The 14702-nt window shown below is 70.7% G+C and carries 11 protein-coding genes, 1 tRNA gene and 1 pseudogene; 6 read left to right on the top strand and 7 right to left on the bottom strand.

Annotation, left to right across the window (positions count from 1 at the left end):
* Window positions 1-179: 179 nt before the first annotated feature.
* Both ACIBK0_RS43510 and ACIBK0_RS43505 read right to left on the bottom strand, forming a co-directional pair.
* The gene (locus ACIBK0_RS43510; RefSeq protein WP_399093246.1) at window positions 180-1073 is read right to left on the bottom strand and encodes a TetR family transcriptional regulator; all 894 of its coding nucleotides are present in this window, start codon (window positions 1071-1073) and stop codon (window positions 180-182) included.
* A gap of 636 nt (window positions 1074-1709) precedes the next feature.
* On the bottom strand, window positions 1710-2708 hold the full coding sequence (locus ACIBK0_RS43505) for an RNA polymerase sigma factor RpoD/SigA (RefSeq protein ID WP_399093243.1): 999 nt from the start codon (window positions 2706-2708) through the stop codon (window positions 1710-1712).
* A gap of 168 nt (window positions 2709-2876) precedes the next feature.
* On the opposite strand from ACIBK0_RS43505, the gene ACIBK0_RS43500 reads away from it, so the two are divergent.
* The gene (locus ACIBK0_RS43500; RefSeq protein WP_399093240.1) at window positions 2877-3404 is read left to right on the top strand and encodes a GNAT family N-acetyltransferase; all 528 of its coding nucleotides are present in this window, start codon (window positions 2877-2879) and stop codon (window positions 3402-3404) included.
* Window positions 3405-3421: 17 nt separating this feature from the next.
* Here the strand turns inward: ACIBK0_RS43500 and ACIBK0_RS43495 are convergent, their stop codons facing one another.
* Complete coding sequence (locus tag ACIBK0_RS43495; RefSeq protein WP_399093237.1) at window positions 3422-4228, bottom strand: dioxygenase; 807 nt, start codon at window positions 4226-4228, stop codon at window positions 3422-3424.
* Between the two features lie 108 nt (window positions 4229-4336).
* Between ACIBK0_RS43495 and ACIBK0_RS43490 the strand changes: the two genes are divergently transcribed.
* A complete protein-coding gene (locus ACIBK0_RS43490; RefSeq protein WP_399093234.1) occupies window positions 4337-4849 on the top strand; it encodes a MarR family winged helix-turn-helix transcriptional regulator in 513 nt (170 codons plus the stop codon).
* A gap of 183 nt (window positions 4850-5032) precedes the next feature.
* Here ACIBK0_RS43490 and ACIBK0_RS43485 read toward each other — a convergent pair whose 3' ends face one another.
* Window positions 5033-6580: an MFS transporter gene (locus ACIBK0_RS43485; protein WP_399093231.1), complete on the bottom strand. Its 1548-nt coding sequence runs from the start codon at window positions 6578-6580 to the stop codon at window positions 5033-5035.
* A 139-nt stretch (window positions 6581-6719) separates the two neighbouring features.
* Window positions 6720-7364, bottom strand: coding sequence for a TetR/AcrR family transcriptional regulator (locus ACIBK0_RS43480; RefSeq protein ID WP_399093228.1), 645 nt, complete (start codon window positions 7362-7364; stop codon window positions 6720-6722).
* A 337-nt stretch (window positions 7365-7701) separates the two neighbouring features.
* Between ACIBK0_RS43480 and ACIBK0_RS43475 the strand changes: the two genes are divergently transcribed.
* From ACIBK0_RS43475 to ACIBK0_RS43465, 3 genes are all read left to right on the top strand, one after another.
* The gene (locus tag ACIBK0_RS43475; protein ID WP_399093225.1) at window positions 7702-8979 is read left to right on the top strand and encodes a M6 family metalloprotease domain-containing protein; all 1278 of its coding nucleotides are present in this window, start codon (window positions 7702-7704) and stop codon (window positions 8977-8979) included.
* 178 nt (window positions 8980-9157) lie between these two features.
* Window positions 9158-10873 (top strand): IclR family transcriptional regulator C-terminal domain-containing protein, encoded by a 1716-nt coding sequence (locus ACIBK0_RS43470; RefSeq protein WP_399093222.1) that lies wholly within the window; start codon window positions 9158-9160, stop codon window positions 10871-10873.
* A 487-nt stretch (window positions 10874-11360) separates the two neighbouring features.
* Window positions 11361-11433 (top strand) — tRNA-Arg (locus ACIBK0_RS43465).
* 106 nt (window positions 11434-11539) lie between these two features.
* On the opposite strand, the pseudogene ACIBK0_RS43460 reads toward ACIBK0_RS43465, so the two are convergent.
* Window positions 11540-12451 (bottom strand): annotated as a pseudogene (locus ACIBK0_RS43460) (tyrosine-type recombinase/integrase); the annotation flags it as partial.
* A 310-nt stretch (window positions 12452-12761) separates the two neighbouring features.
* Between ACIBK0_RS43460 and ACIBK0_RS43455 the strand changes: the two are divergent.
* Window positions 12762-13991 carry a hypothetical protein gene (locus ACIBK0_RS43455; protein ID WP_399093219.1) on the top strand — a complete coding sequence of 410 codons (1230 nt, stop codon included), beginning with the start codon at window positions 12762-12764 and terminating at the stop codon, window positions 13989-13991.
* Between the two features lie 54 nt (window positions 13992-14045).
* Here ACIBK0_RS43455 and ACIBK0_RS43450 read toward each other — a convergent pair whose 3' ends face one another.
* Window positions 14046-14336: a hypothetical protein gene (locus ACIBK0_RS43450; protein WP_399093216.1), complete on the bottom strand. Its 291-nt coding sequence runs from the start codon at window positions 14334-14336 to the stop codon at window positions 14046-14048.
* Between the last annotated feature and the right edge of the window lie 366 nt (window positions 14337-14702).

Below are 14702 nucleotides of genomic sequence, written 5' to 3'. Positions count from 1 at the left end.
GCTCCCACGACCGGAGCCGGGGAGCGGGTTTCTCGCCCCCTCCGCCCCTACCCGTCCCGTACCTGGGGGCTGCGCCCCCAGACCCCCTGGGTTGTCTTTCGGCTGCCGGTGGGTGAGGGCTGGTCGCGCAGTTCCCCGCGCCCCTGACGGGCCGCGGGACCACTCAGCCCGGTGTCGGGTCATGCGGCGCTCCAGGGAAAGCCGCGGAGGGCGGCGAGGTTGCGCACCGCGAGGGCGACGGGACCGTTGGGTCCGTCGGCGGCGTCGTCGCCGGCGGCCCAGGCCTCCACCGCGACCCGGACGGCCGCGCCGGCCACGGCGGCGCCGAGGCAGAGTTCGGGCGAAGCCTCGACCACCGGCCGCCCGCCGGCCAACTCCCCGGCACCACCGGCCCTCAGGGCACCACCAGCACTTCCGGCACCACCAGCACCACTGGCACTCCCGGCACCCTCGCTCCCACCCACACTCCCGTGGCCGTCGGCACCACCGGCACCTCCGACACCACCAGCACTCTCGGCACTACCAGCACCCTCGGCACCACTCGCACTCTCAGCACCACCGGCCCCACCGGCACTCCCGGCACCACCAGCTCCCCCGCCCCCGCCAGCACCCCCAGCACCACCCGCACCTCCGACACCACCAGCACCCCCGCCCCCGCCCCCGCCGGCACCAACGGAAACCCTCCCCGCCAGCACCCCCACCAGCGTCCGCTCCGCCGTCTGGCACGCCTCGCCCCACACTCGCAGCAGAGCCGGGTTCCCCTCGGCCAGTCGGAGGAGGGAGCGGACCCAGTCCAGGGACTCGAGCCGGACACCGATGCCCGGGGTCAAGGTGGAGACGACGGCGTGGTGGAGGGCCTCGGGTACCGGCAGCTGGGCCGGGGCGTCACGGACCGCCTCGGCCCATTTCTGGGCGCCGGCGTCGAAGAGGGGGCCGAGGGACTCCTCCTTGCTCGCGAAGTACCGGTAGAAGGTGCGCGGCGCGACCCCGGCCGCTCGGGCGATGTCCTCGGCGCGGGTGGCCCGCAGACCGTTGCGCATGAAGAGCCCCGCCGCGGCCCGGGCGATCTCCATCCGGGTGGCCGCCTTGCGCCGCTCGGTCAGCGAAAGACCGGCGCCGACCGCAGAGCCGGCAGAGACAGTGGCAGGGGCAGAGCCGGAAAAGGCGGCAGCGGCTGAAGCCGGAGCGGAGGCTGAAGCCGGGACCGGTCGGCCGGCGGGAGCAGAGGCGGACGCAGGGGCGGAGACGGAGGCCGCTCGGCCGGTGGAGGTGCGCACCACGCGTTCGGTACCGGTCACGGACGGCAGGTTATGCCTCTGTGGCAGAATCTGCCATCCGGGTCACCCCGGGGTTCAGGTTCGGGGTGGCCCGGCCACGACCTGCCCTGAAACAGGGCCGCGGGCCGCGACTTGCCCGCGAGCAGAACCCTGCCCCCCGAAGCAAAGTGGAGCCGAGCCCCGGCGCCAGGGGGGGAAGGCGCCGAGGCTCGGCTCGGGGGAGTCCCGGCGCGGGGGGGGGAGTGCGTCGGGACTCGATTTTGGGCGGGGCGGGTGGATACGCCCCGGATGGAACCCTGAACCCTGGGCCCTGAAGTCTTGTGCCCAGAGCCCAGCAGGTTGAAGCGGCTTTACATGGCCATGTCTGGTCGACTTGTGGCCAACGCGTCCCGCGGGTCCGTACAGTCCGCGCGGGGCGGACCGGTACGAGCCTTACGCGGCCGCGTCGAACCCCGTGTCGCGGGCCAGCTTCTTCAGCTCCAGAAGCGCGTGCTTCTCGATCTGACGGATCCGCTCGCGGGTGAGACCGTGCTCCTTGCCGACCTCTGTGAGCGTGCGCTCCCGGCCGTCCTCGATGCCGTACCGCATCTTGATGATGGAGGCCGTGCGCTGGTCGAGGCGGCCGATCAGGTCGTCCAATTCCTCGCTGCGCAGCAGGGTCATGACGGACTGCTCGGGCGATACCGCGGAGGTGTCCTCCAGCAGGTCGCCGAACTGGGTCTCGCCCTCGTCGTCCACCGCCATGTTCAGCGAGACCGGGTCGCGGGCCCAGTCCAGGACGTCACCCACGCGCTCCGGCGTCGAACCGAGCTCGGCGGCGATCTCCGCGTGCTCAGGCTCACGCCCGTGCTCACGGTTGAACTCGCGCTGCACGCGCCGGATCCGGCCCAGTTCCTCGACCAGGTGGACGGGGAGGCGGATCGTGCGCGACTGGTCGGCGATGGAGCGGGTGATGGCCTGACGGATCCACCACGTCGCGTACGTCGAGAACTTGAAGCCCTTGCGGTAGTCGAACTTCTCGACCGCGCGGACCAGGCCCGCGTTGCCCTCCTGGATGAGGTCGAGCAGCGGCAGGCCGCTGCGCGGATAGCGGCGGGCGACGGCGACGACCAGCCGGAGGTTCGAGCGGATGAAGATGTCCTTCGCACGCTCGCTCTCGGCGACCAGCGCCTCGAGCTCCTCGCGGGACGCGTCCGCCCGGGCCTCTTCCTCACCGTCGAGGATCTGCCGCGCGAAAACACCCGCCTCGATCATCTGGGACAGCTCGACTTCCTTGGCGGCGTCGAGCAGTGGCGTACGCGCGATCTCGTCGAGGTACATGCCGACCAGGTCGCGGTCGGCGATCTCGCCGCCTACGGCGCGAACACTGCGTGCCGCGTCGGTGGTCTCGCCGGTGGCGGACTTACGACGGGCGACGGCACGGGTTGCCATGCGTGCTCCCTTGCGATGGTGGCTTGCGGGTGGTCCTGGACTTCGGGCTCACCCTCCCGGGTGCCCGGCATCCGAAGGAAACAACGACTGGAATCCGGACAGAATTCCCAAGCCGCCCCTCGATTTTTCTGATCATGCAGTACCCTGTCCGGCCACAGAGGAGGACGGATGCCGTCGGAACGTACAGAGGTGCAGGTCAGGCCAGGAGTCGAGAGCGATCTCGACGCCCTCACGGACATCTACAACCACTACGTACGCGAGACGCCCATCACGTTCGATACCGGCGTCTTCACGCCGGAAGAGCGTCGCTCGTGGCTGCTCTCCCACCCTGAAGACGGACCGCACCGTCTGATGGTTGCCACGGACGCGGACTCACAGGGGATTCTGGGGTACGCCACATCCAGCGCCTTCCGGGTGAAGCCCGCGTACGACACCTCCGTGGAGGTCACCATCTATCTCGCCCCGGATGCCGGCGGCCGCGGCGTCGGCACCCGCCTCTACAAGGCCCTCTTCGAAGCCCTCGCCGACGAGGACCTGCACCGCGCCTACGCCGGCATCGCCCAGCCCGAGAGGAACGAGGCGTCCGTGCGGCTGCACGAACGCTTCGGGTTCCGGCACGTGGGCACGTACCGCGAGGTGGGCCGCAAGTTCGGCCGCTACTGGGATGTGGCCTGGTACGAGAAGGAACTCTCGTAGCCCCCGTCGGGCGCGGGTCAGCCGAACTGCACCGACCGCTTCGCCATCCCCATCCAGAATCCGTCGATCACGGACTTCTGCCCGGCCGGCCCATCGGCCGCGTCCGCCGCGCCCATGGTCACGAAGAGGGGGGCGAAGTGCTCGGTGCGCGGGTGGGCGAGACGGCCCGCCGGGGATTTGCGCTCGAAGTCGAGCAGCGCATCCACGTCACCGGCGTCCAGGGCGCGGTGGCCCCAGTCGTCGAACTCGCTCGACCAGGACGGCACTCCCCCGCCGGTGTGCCGCAGGGCCGCGAGATTGTGGGTGAAGAAACCGGAGCCGACGATCAGCACGCCCTCGTCGCGCAGCGGCGCCAGCTTGCGTCCGATCTCGAAGAGGCGGACCGGGTCGAGGGTCGGCATGGAGATCTGCAGGACCGGGATGTCGGCCTCGGGGAACATCTCCACCAGCGGGACGTAGGCGCCGTGGTCGAGCCCGCGGTCCGGGATGTCCTGCACCGGCGTACCGGGCGCACGCAGCAACTTCCGTACGGACTCCGCGAGTTCGGGGGCGCCGGGGGCCGCGTACCGCACCCGGTAGTAGTGCTCGGGGAAGCCCCAGAAGTCGTACACGAGCGGCACGGTCTCCACCGCGCCGAGGGCGAGCGGGGCCTCTTCCCAGTGCGCGGAGACCATGAGGATCGCCTTGGGGCGCGGCAGATCCGCGGACCAGGCGGCGAGCTGGCCGGGCCAGATCGGGTCGTCGGCGAGCGGCGGGGCACCATGGCTCAGGTAGAGGGCGGGCATGCGCTCCCGCGAGGCACGCTCCTCGATGGCGGCGGACATGACGGCTCCCTCCGGTGGGTTCAATCACCTGGCGCTTATATTTGAACTTTAAAGCTCTACGATGAGCTTAGCGCGCTTTTGTTTAACATTCAAGAAGGGGCTCGTACAGTGGAGTACATGAACACGGCACCCGCTGAAGAGCCGCGCTGGCTCACCGACGAGGAACAGCGCATCTGGCGTGCGTACATGCACGCCACCACCCTCCTTGAGGACCACCTCGACCGCCAGCTCCAGCGTGACGCGGGCATGCCGCACATCTACTACGGCCTGCTCGTCCAGCTCGCCGAAGCACCGCGCAGACGGCTGCGGATGACCGAGCTGGCCATGAACGCGAAGATCACCCGGTCCCGGCTCTCCCACGCGATCGCGCGTCTGGAGAAGAACGGCTGGGTGCGGCGCGAGGATTGTCCCTCCGACAAGCGGGGACAGTTCGCGATCCTCACCGACGACGGCTACGAGGTGCTGAGCCGTGCCGCGCCGGGCCATGTGGCCGCCGTACGCCAGGTCCTGTTCGACCGGCTCAGCGCGGACCAGCAGAAGGCCTTCGGCGAGGCCATGCGCGTCATCGCCGAGGGGCTCCAGCCGAAGGACGCGGGCGCCGACCTGCCCTGGCTGCGCTAGGCCCTGTCGTCGAGAGCTCACTCGTGGGGAGCTCCGGCACGCCTGGCACTCGGGAGTCCGGACACGGGTCCGCCCCGGCTCCGTGAAGTTCGGAGCCGGGGCGGACCCTGGGATTCGTACGGACGAGGCGTCCCCACCCCGCGTCCGTACGCGAAGTGCCCGAAGTGTCGGCGGTACGGGTGATCAGTGGGCGATCACCGGCACCTTCACGTCGTCCTCGATACCGTCGCCCGCACCCGCGCCGGAGGGCGAGGTGACGTCCGGGCGGCCGGTGTTGATGAAGGTCGCGGCGACCGTCGCGGCGACCACGAGGATGCCCACGGCGAACCAGATCGCGTTGGTGTAGCCGTGCACCTGGCCTTCCAGCTGGACCAGCTGCTGCTGGGGCTTGGAGGCGGCACCGGCGATGTGGTCCTTGATGTACGAGGTGGTCGCCGAGGCGGCGATCGTGTTCAGCAGGGCCGTGCCGATCGCACCGCCCACCTGCTGCGAGGTGTTCACCATCGCGGAGGCGACACCCGCGTCACGCGGCTCGACGCCCAGCGTGGCCAGCGACATGGCGGGCATGAACGCCGTACCCATACCGAGGCCGAGCAGCACCATCGACGGCAGGATCACACCGGCGTACGAGGAGCCGATCTCCAGCTGGGTGAGGAGCAGCATGCCGACCGCGGCGACCACGAAGCCCGGAGCCATCAGCAGGCGCGGAGCGACCCGGGTCATCAGGCGGGTGCCGATCTGCGTGGAGCCCACCATCATGCCGCCGATCATCGGCAGGAAGGCGAAGCCCGTCTTGACCGGCGAGTAGCCCTTCACGATCTGCAGGTAGTAGGTCAGGAAGAGGAACAGGCCGAACATCGCGATGATCGCGAGGCCGAGGGAGAGGTAGACGCCTCCGCGGTTGCGCTCGGTGATGACGCGCAGCGGCAGCAGCGGGGCCTTGACCCTGGACTCGGTGAGGATGAACGCCGCGAGCAGCACGGCCGAGGCGACGAACAGGCCGACCGTCACGGAGTCGCCCCAGCCGTCGGACTCGGCGCGGGTGAAGCCGTAGACGAGAGAGACCAGACCGAGGGTGGACAGGACGACGCCCGGGATGTCGAGCGGCGAGCGGTTGCGGCCGCCGGCCGGCTCACGGATGACGAAGTACGCGCCCGCGGCCGCGATGATCGCGAACGGGATGTTCACGAAGAACGTCCAGCGCCAGTCGAGGTACTCGGTGAGGACACCGCCGAGGATGAAGCCCACGGCGCCGCCGCCACCCGCGATCGCGCCATAGATGCCGAACGCCTTGGCGCGCTCCTTGGGCTCCGTGAACATCACGGCGAGCAGCGAGAGCGCGGCGGGCGCGAGCAGCGCGCCGAACGCGCCCTGAAGCGCGCGGGCGCCGAACATCATCGCCTCGTTCGTGGCCGCGCCGCCGATCGCGGACGCACCGGCGAAGCCGATCAGACCGGCGACGAAGGTGCGCTTGCGGCCCCACAGGTCGGCGATCCGGCCGCCGAAGAGCAGCAGACCACCGAAGGCCAGGGCGTAGGCCGTGACGACCCACTGGCGGTTGCCGTCCGAGATCCCCAGGTCCTGCTGGGCGGAGGGGAGCGCGATGTTCACGATGGTCGCGTCGAGGACGACCATCAGCTGGGCGAGCGCGATGAAGGTGAGCGCTTTCCAGCGGTTGGAATGGGCGTCGGCCTCTGCCGCTTTCGCGGTGGCCTTGGACGTTTCAGACATGGGGGTACCCACTTCGGTACTTCGTAGCGAAAAGGATCAGGAAAAGGGACGGCTCGTCGCCGGTGACGGCCGGAAGCGTTGTGCCAGTTCTGACTGGTGCTGCGCGCTGAACTAATCGGTCAGGTGGAGGACGTGTCGGTCACGCTCGTCGCATGTCCTCCACGGTGGCGGCCACTCCGGGCAGTTCGGAACGGGCCGGAGCCCGCAAACCGTCCAGGAACAGCTGCAGATGACGGTGTACGAAGCGGTCGATGCCCTGGCATGCGGTGCCGGGCAGCGGCCGGGTGAGCTGGCTGACGGCGATCATCAGGTCGCCGAACTCGACGTCGGGGCGCAGCTGTCCGGCCTCGCGGGCGCGGGCCATCAGCTGCTCGATCAGGTCGGTGATCCGGTCGCGCGCGGCCACCAGATCGGGGTGGTTCTGGTCGAAGGCCTCGGAGAGCATGGGGCACAGGGCGCCGATCCGCTCGTCGGCGGCGAAGTGCACGAAGCCGCTCAGCGCCTCGAAGGCGTCGCCACCCCCGGCGATCGCCTCCTCGACCCACTCCGACGTGCGGTCCATGACCGAGCAGACGACGTCCCGCGCCAACGCGTCGCGGTCGGGGAAGTTGCGGTACACCGTGGCATTGCCGACCCCGGCCCGGCGGGCGATCTCGTCGAACGGCACCTCGGGGCCGAACTCGACGAACATCTCGCGGGCCGCGGCGACGATCCGCTCCCGGTTGCGCAGGGCATCGGCGCGCGGCCGGACCACTCGACGCTGCACGGGGGTGGCGGTTTCCACGGCGTACTCCTCCTCTTCCTTGCGATGCGTGACGGCGGTGAGGCCGGTGCTCGAAGGCTGTGATGCGATCCGGGGATTCGCTCCCCGCTTCGCGCGGACGTATGGCTAAACGGGGAAACGATCCCCGGTTATTTCCCGCCCGCCGGATTCTTTTCTGTGACCCGCGTCACACGCCCGTCTTGACCGCCGGAGGCCTCCGGAGGGCCTCCCGCGGGCCTTTCGGGGGAGAAACCCACGATCGGGCTCCTCCAGCGCGCGCCCGCCCCGTCGTCGACACAGGGTGATCGCAAGGGTGCAGCCGGAGATCGGTGGCTGCCGTGGAGCGAAGGGCCCCCGCATGCAGCCGACCAGCCGCCGTCGGATACGCCGACGCCGCGTGGCAGCGCTGGCCACGGTGACCCTCCTGACGCTGACGGTCAGCACCTCCGCCGGCACCGGGCACCTCACGGCCGGCTCCACGGCGGCGGGCTCCATCGCGCTGGCCCATTCCACGGCGCTCGGTCCTTGCATGATCAATGGCTCCATGGGCGTACAGATGGGGGAAGGCATCCCCACCTCGCCCGCCTACGCCCGTTCCACCGGCATCGTCCGTGCCCTCACGCTGATGGTCGACTTCTCCGACGCGCCCGGAAAGGGCAGCGCGCTCGACCGCTACGGCGAGTTCTTCCCGCAGACCCAGCGATGGTTTCGCACCGCGTCGTACGCCCGCCTCGACTACCGCCCCTCGACGCCCATCAAGCACTGGCTGCGGATGCCCAAGCCCTTCAAGGCGTACGGCATAGAGCGCGGCGCACCCTTCGACCCCGGGTACCGGGAGCTGGTCCAGGACATCGTGGCCGCGGCCGACCCCACCGTGGACTTCGACTCGTACGACATCCTGAACATCCTGGTGACGCCGAACGCCGGGCCCTCCGCACTGGACACCGTGCTGTCCGTGACCTTCGCCGGCAATACGGAGGCACCGGTCGCCGACGGCGTCCCGGTCTCCAACGCGTCCTTCGTCTACAGCCGCCAGGACGACGGCTCCGGCTCCTACGCCGACACCGGCTACCGGGTGCTCCCGCACGAGAACAGCCACACCTTCGGCCTGCCCGACCTCTACACCCAGGACGGCGGGGGCGCGGTCGGCCACTGGGACATCATGAGCGAGGACTGGGGAGCCGACAACGATCTGCTCGGCTGGCACAAGTGGAAGCTCGGCTGGCTCGACGACTCCCAGGTCCGCTGCGCTGCCGCCCCCGGCACCACCGAGTACACGATCACCCCGCTGGCCCGCCCCGGCGGCATCAAGCTCGTCTTCGTGCCCACCAGCACCAAGACCGGGTACGCCCTCGAACTGCGCACCCGGGAGGGCAACGACGCGGCGGTCTGCCGCCCCGGCATCCTCATCTACCGGGTCGACGCGGACGTCGACACCGGGAACGGGCCCATCACCGTGTACGACTCCCAGAAGGACAGCGGCGGCTGCACCCGCTCCCCCAACGTGCACGCGGAACTCTCCGACGCGCCCTTCGAGCCTGACGAGACCTTCAAGGACCCCAAGACGGGCGTCACGGTCCATGTCACCGGAGTGGACGCCGCGGGCAACTACCGGGTGACCGTGACGCGGCGCTGAGGCCCGCGACTGCGTCCACCGACCGCCACCTACCGCTGCCGACCCCCGCTGACCTGCTGGAGTGGCCGGGCACGTGTGCCGGGCAAGCATTACGGTGTCTCTTCCGAGAGCCGCACCACGGTGTCTCTTCCGAGATCCGCACCACGGTGTCTCTCCTGAGAGCCGCAACGGAGAGCCCATGCCATCGAATGTCGTGCCGGCCCCCGGGGCTGGGCCCGGACCCGGGACCGCGGTGCCCGCCGAGGCCGTCACTCCCCTCATCCGCGGTATCGCCGTGCTGCGGCGGCTGACCGAGGCCGACGGGGCGTCCAGCCTGAGCGGGCTCGAACGGGCCACCGGGCTCGCACGTTCCACCGTCGACCGGATCACCGCGACACTCGCGCGCATGGGGTACGTACGCCTCGACGGCCGGGACGCCGTACTGGCCCCCCGTCTGATGGAACTCGGCAACGCCTACCTGGCGGCCCTGCGGCTCCCCCACCTTCTGGACGCGCACGCCGACGCGCTCGCCGACGAACTGGACGAGTCGGTGTCCCTGGCCGTCGGCGACCGGGACGGGATCCGCTTCATCCACCAGGCGACCCGGCGCCGCGCCATGTCCCTGAGCTTCCGCATAGGCGACCTGCTGCCCGCCGAACGCACCGCGCCGGGACCGCTGTTCGCCGCCGAGTGGGGCGAGGAGGAGTGGACGCGCTGGCGCGAACGCCGGGCGGCCGATCCGGAGGACCGCGGTTTCCCCGCCGTACCGGCTCGCAGCCGACCCTACGAAGCCGAGGACGCGGCGGACTCCGCGGCGTCCGCACTCGCCCGCCTCCCCATCGTCGGGGACGGCTTCGAGCAGCGTGCGGCCGAGGCCCGGGAGGCCGGGTGGGCGCTGGACGACCAGTTGATCGAGCCGGGGCTCGTCGCCGTGGCCATGCCCGTCCGGGAGGCGGGGCGGGTCGCGTGTGTGGTGAGCGTGGTGAGTCACACCAGCCGGCACACCGCGGCCGACCTGCGGGACACCCTGCTGCCACGGCTGCGGACGGCCGTGGCGGCGATGGAGCGGGAGTTGCGACAGGCGCCGCCCGCCGAACCGGGGGCCGCGTCCGGGCTCGCCACCTGGACCGGTGCCTCCAAGCAGGAGCTGGGGCGGGAGTTCGTCGAGTCGCTGGCCCGCGGACTCACCGTCGTCACCGCCTTCGGCGAGGGCCGCGCCGAACTGACCCTGACGGAGGTCGCCCAGGCCACGGGGCTCGCCCGCGCGACAGCCCGCCGCGCCCTGATCACCCTGGAACACCTCGGATACGTCACCGCGCACGACCGCGTCTTCCGGCTCACGCCGCGCGTCCTGGGCCTCGGCTTCCCTCCGCTGTCACGGACCTCGCTCTCCGACATCGCGGCCCCGCACCTCACCGAACTCTCGCAGCGGCTGCACGACTCGGTGTCGCTCGCGATCCTGGCCGGCGACGAGATCCAGTACACGGCCCGTGTCTCCACCAGCCGCATCATGAGCGTCAACATCGCCGTCGGCACCCGGCTGCCCGCGTACGCGACCTCCCTGGGCCGTGTGCTGCTGGCCGGCCTGCCGGAGGCCCGGCTGCCCGAACTGCTCCCGCGGACCACCCGCACCCTCACCGACCCGGAGCGGCTCAGGGCCGAACTGAACCGCGTACGGGAAACCGGATATGCCCTGGTCGACGAGGAGTTGGAAGAGGGACTGCGGTCCGTCGCCGTACCGGTGCGCGAGCGCCACGGGCGCGTCGTCGCCGCGGTGAACGTCGCCATGCACAGCAGCCGCCGCACCCCCGAGGAGTGCGTCCGCGACGTGCTGCCCGAACTCCGTGCCACGGCCGGCCGCATCGAGGCGGACCTGCGGGTCGCGGGCCGCTTCAGGCGCGTACCCGTCAGCTGACGGCACGCCCAAGCGCCAAGCGGGCCGGAGTCCCAGGCCAAGGCGGGGCGTCCGGCCTCGCCGCCGACCTGGATCTCAGGGGCCAAGTCCGGGGCAGGTCCGGGCTGTTGCTCCCGGACTGTGGCTCCTGGCTGTTGCTTCCGGCTGTTGCTTCCGGGCCGATGCTCCCGGCTATTGCTTCCGGGCCGTTGCGGCGGACTCCGCGCGGCAGGACTGGGTCACCGCCCTCTGGCCCACCGCCGAACAGGCGGCCCAGCCCACCCCCACCTTCGCGAGACCTACGCCGACAAACGCAACAAGGACCCCCGCACCACCCGCGAGGCCACCTTCGCCCATGGCTTGGCCAGAGTCCTCGACGGCCTCCGAACCCGCGTCCTCCCCCCTCCCTGACCCTCGCCTCCCCTCCCCCACCTGCGCAAACCGGAACCCTCCCAGCCGCCGCCCGCCATCCGCTAGGCTAGCCACCGGATCCCACCGGGTTCCGCACGCCTTCGTAGCTCAGGGGATAGAGCACCGCTCTCCTAAAGCGGGTGTCGCAGGTTCGAATCCTGCCGGGGGCACAAGGGCAAAGGCCTCGGACCGATCATGGTCCGGGGCCTTTGACGGCAGCATTTGACGGCAGTCGCCTCTCAGGTAGCAGGTAGACGGCGCTTGAGCAGGCGGTCCACTGTGTCCGAGGATCTCCATGATGACCCGCGGGGCGACGCCGGCCGCAGTCAGCATGGTCGCGCAGCCGTGCCGTGCATCGTGCAGCCGGACCACCCGCAGTCCGGCGTCGGCGGCGACCCGCGTGAAGGACCGGTAGACGTTCCGCGGCTCCACCGGCCGGCCGTTCTTCGTCGCGAAGACGTGGCCGTTCTCGGACCAGGCCACGCCGGTACGCGCGAACGCCTCCCGCTGCCGGAGCCGGTGCCACCGCAGCGGTGCGAGGCACAGAGCGGGCATCGGGACCACCCGACTGCGACGGCTCTTGGGGTCGTCGTCGTAGAGAGTGCCCCGGCGGCGCTGGGTCTGCTGACGGACGTGCAGCACCCGGTTGTCCAAGTCCAGGTCCGACCAGCGCAGGCCCACCAGTTCACCGCGCCGCAGCCCCATGGCGACAGCGAGCACGAACGCGGCGTAGAGCGGATCACTGCGTGCAGCCTCCAGGAACGACAGCGTCTCCTCCAGCGTCCATGGGCGGATCTCCCGCTGCTTGACGCGCGGCGGCTCTACCAGCGCCGCAACATTCCGCGTGATCAGTTCCTCTCGGACGGCTGCCGTGAGCGCAGTGCGGAGCACCCGGTGTGCTTCCTTCGCGGTCGCGGCCGTGTGGGCGCCTTGCACCCGAGTGATGAAGCGGCGTACGTCGGCAACGCTCAGCGATTCCAGCCGCTTGGAGCCCAGGATCGGGACCAGGTAGAGCCGCACATGCGCCTCGTACTTGTCGTACGTGCTGAGCTTGCGGCGTGGCTCGATGCAGTGCTCCAGCCAGTACGGGAGCCACTCGGAGAGCTTGGCGGAGCGGGTGGGCGTCGGGATGCCCTGGCGGTCGCGCCGCACTAGTTCCTGGCGCTTGGTGTCGCACTCCTCCCAGGTGTACGAAGGGCCCGGAACCGGCTGCGCGGTTCCGGGCCCTTCGGGCTGCGCACCGCCGGTCGGGTGGTCTTCGTGCACAGTCGACACCCGCGCGTGGAGCGTCTGGAGAGTGGCGGCGCCTCTTTTGCCTTAACTGACGGTACGTCAACTACTGCGGCTGAGGGATGCCGCGATACCGGGAGGTTCGATGCGTCGGGAGTCTGGTGCAGGGGGAGGGATGTTCGGCTTGTCAGGCCGGCCGTCGTTCGCAAGACGTCGGTGGTCAAGCGCCGCGGCGCTCGTCGCGAGCCTGGCGCTCGGCGTCGTGGGGATGTCGGCCCAGGAAGCGTACGCACAAGGTCCGTGCGGCACGAACGGGACCTTCAGCGGTTCCACCTGTACGTACACCACGACCGGGGAGGACACGTTCACCGTTCCCGCCGGGGTGACCAGCATTCACGTGGTCGTCGACGGCGCCGCAGGCGGCTTCGGCGCCACGGTCAGCCCCGGAGGCGCTGGCGCGCGGGTGACCGCGGACCTGACGGTCACGCCCGGCAGCACCTGGTATGTCGACGTCGGGGTGGGCGGAGGCGCAGGCGGCAGCGCCAATGGCGGGGCGGGCGGCGGCGAGTCCGACTTCCGCAATTGCCAGGCGTCCTCCTGCGCGCTGACCGGTGTTCCATCGTCGGACCCGCGCCTGCTGGTGGGCGCCGGCGGTGGCGGAGGGGGCGGCGGCACCCACGACCCAAGGCCCGGCGGCCCCGGTGGTGTGGGGCCCGCCTACTGCAATCCCGGGTCTGACGGCACGGGCGTCAGCGGCGCCGGACAGGGCACCGGCGGAACGTGCACCTCCGGCGGGACGGGCGGCGGAAGCAGCGGCGGTGGAACCGTCGGCACGAACGGATCACCGGGTCTCGGGGGCAACGGCGGCAACTTCGGATCCCCGTCCGGTGGCGGCGGAGGCGGCGCCGGCTTCTGGGGCGGTGGCGGTGGTGGCACGGGGAACAACACCGGTGCGGGCGGGGGCGGCGGTTCCAGCTTCGCCGCCGCGAGCGCGACCAACGTCTCCACGGTCGCCAACCCCAACACCACGCCGCAGGTGACCATCAGCTTCACGCCCGTGACGCCGGTGCCGACCCTGGTCACGACCCCCAACAGGACCACGGTCCGGGTGGGCACCCCGGTCATCGACCGTGCGACGGTGACAGGGAACGCCCAGTCCGGCAATCCGGCGGACTCCGGTGCGACGGTGAGCTTCTTCGTCTGCGGGCCGCCGGCGTCGAGCTGCAACAGTGGCGGCACCCCGGTGGACGGTCCGCGACCTCTGACGGCCACATCGGCGACCAGCGCCACGGCCACGTCCGGGCCGTTCACGCCGACCGTCACCGGGACCTATTGCTTCCGCGCCGAGTACTCGGGCAACCCTAGCTACGCCCCGACGTCGGCGGACGGCAGCGGCGAGTGCTTCACCGTGACTCCCCGGGGTGGCGGCGGTGGCGGGGGCGGCCCTTGGCACCCGCGCCCTGGCTGGTACTACGACCTGAGCCACCCTCACCGGTAGCGGCCTCAACCGACCGGACGGCCGACGGCTCTGAGACCGACCATGAGCGAGGTCTCAGGGCCGCCAGGCTGCGACGACGTCCCGCGGCCCCCACACCAGCTCGATCTCGCCCTCGGGCAGGGGCGTACCGGACAGGGACACAACCGCCAGACCGCTGGTGCCGGGCGTGAAGCTCGGCACCTTGGCGGCCCCTTGAGCGAGAGCGGTCAGGTCGTGCCGGTCGAAGGGTGTACCGAGCCACTTCACCGATCCGGCGAAGTGGCTCGTCCCGGCTACGGGGCCACGGTCTGCACCGACGAGATCGATCTCGGGCGAGAACCGGCGGTGCCACCAGCCGCCGACCACCTCCGTGTCGGACCAGGGAAGTCGCCGGAGACCGCGGCCGGCTCCATGGCTTCAGGGATCAGCGGCTCGACGGCCCAAGTCCGACAGCAGACCCTCAATCAGGTCCGCGAACACCTCCCACGACTCCGGCCGCGCGAACAAGCGCCCGAACCCTGCGGTGAGCGAGGCCAGTTCCTCCGCCCACCCCTCCACGTGCTCCGGCGCCACATCGACAAGCATGACCAGACAACGACATCACCGATCAGCAGTCACAAGATCTGACGCTGTAGTACTAGTGTCCTGCGCCAGTAGTTGATCGTTAGTAGTTGTGTGACTTCTGCTGCTGGTGCGTCAGTTCCTCGTCGGGGCCCGAAGCTGGAACCGTTG

It is taken from the genome of Streptomyces sp. NPDC050564, assembly GCF_044457265.1.
Lineage (GTDB): Bacteria > Actinomycetota > Actinomycetes > Streptomycetales > Streptomycetaceae > Streptomyces.
The sequence above is the reverse complement of the archived record's forward strand: the minus strand, read 5'-3'. Positions and strand labels throughout refer to the sequence as shown.

Excerpts from the sequence above, each read along its gene's own strand:
- ACIBK0_RS43510 (WP_399093246.1), bottom strand. The coding sequence starts at position 1,073 with ATGGAGATCGCCCGGGCCGCGGCGGGGCTCTTCATGCGCAACGGTCTG.
- ACIBK0_RS43505 (WP_399093243.1), bottom strand. The coding sequence starts at position 2,708 with ATGGCAACCCGTGCCGTCGCCCGTCGTAAGTCCGCCACCGGCGAGACC.
- ACIBK0_RS43500 (WP_399093240.1), top strand. The coding sequence starts at position 2,877 with ATGCCGTCGGAACGTACAGAGGTGCAGGTCAGGCCAGGAGTCGAGAGC.
- ACIBK0_RS43495 (WP_399093237.1), bottom strand. The coding sequence starts at position 4,228 with ATGTCCGCCGCCATCGAGGAGCGTGCCTCGCGGGAGCGCATGCCCGCC.
- ACIBK0_RS43485 (WP_399093231.1), bottom strand. The coding sequence starts at position 6,580 with ATGTCTGAAACGTCCAAGGCCACCGCGAAAGCGGCAGAGGCCGACGCC.
- ACIBK0_RS43475 (WP_399093225.1), top strand. The coding sequence starts at position 7,702 with ATGCAGCCGACCAGCCGCCGTCGGATACGCCGACGCCGCGTGGCAGCG.
- ACIBK0_RS43470 (WP_399093222.1), top strand. The coding sequence starts at position 9,158 with ATGCCATCGAATGTCGTGCCGGCCCCCGGGGCTGGGCCCGGACCCGGG.
- ACIBK0_RS43455 (WP_399093219.1), top strand. The coding sequence starts at position 12,762 with ATGTCGGCCCAGGAAGCGTACGCACAAGGTCCGTGCGGCACGAACGGG.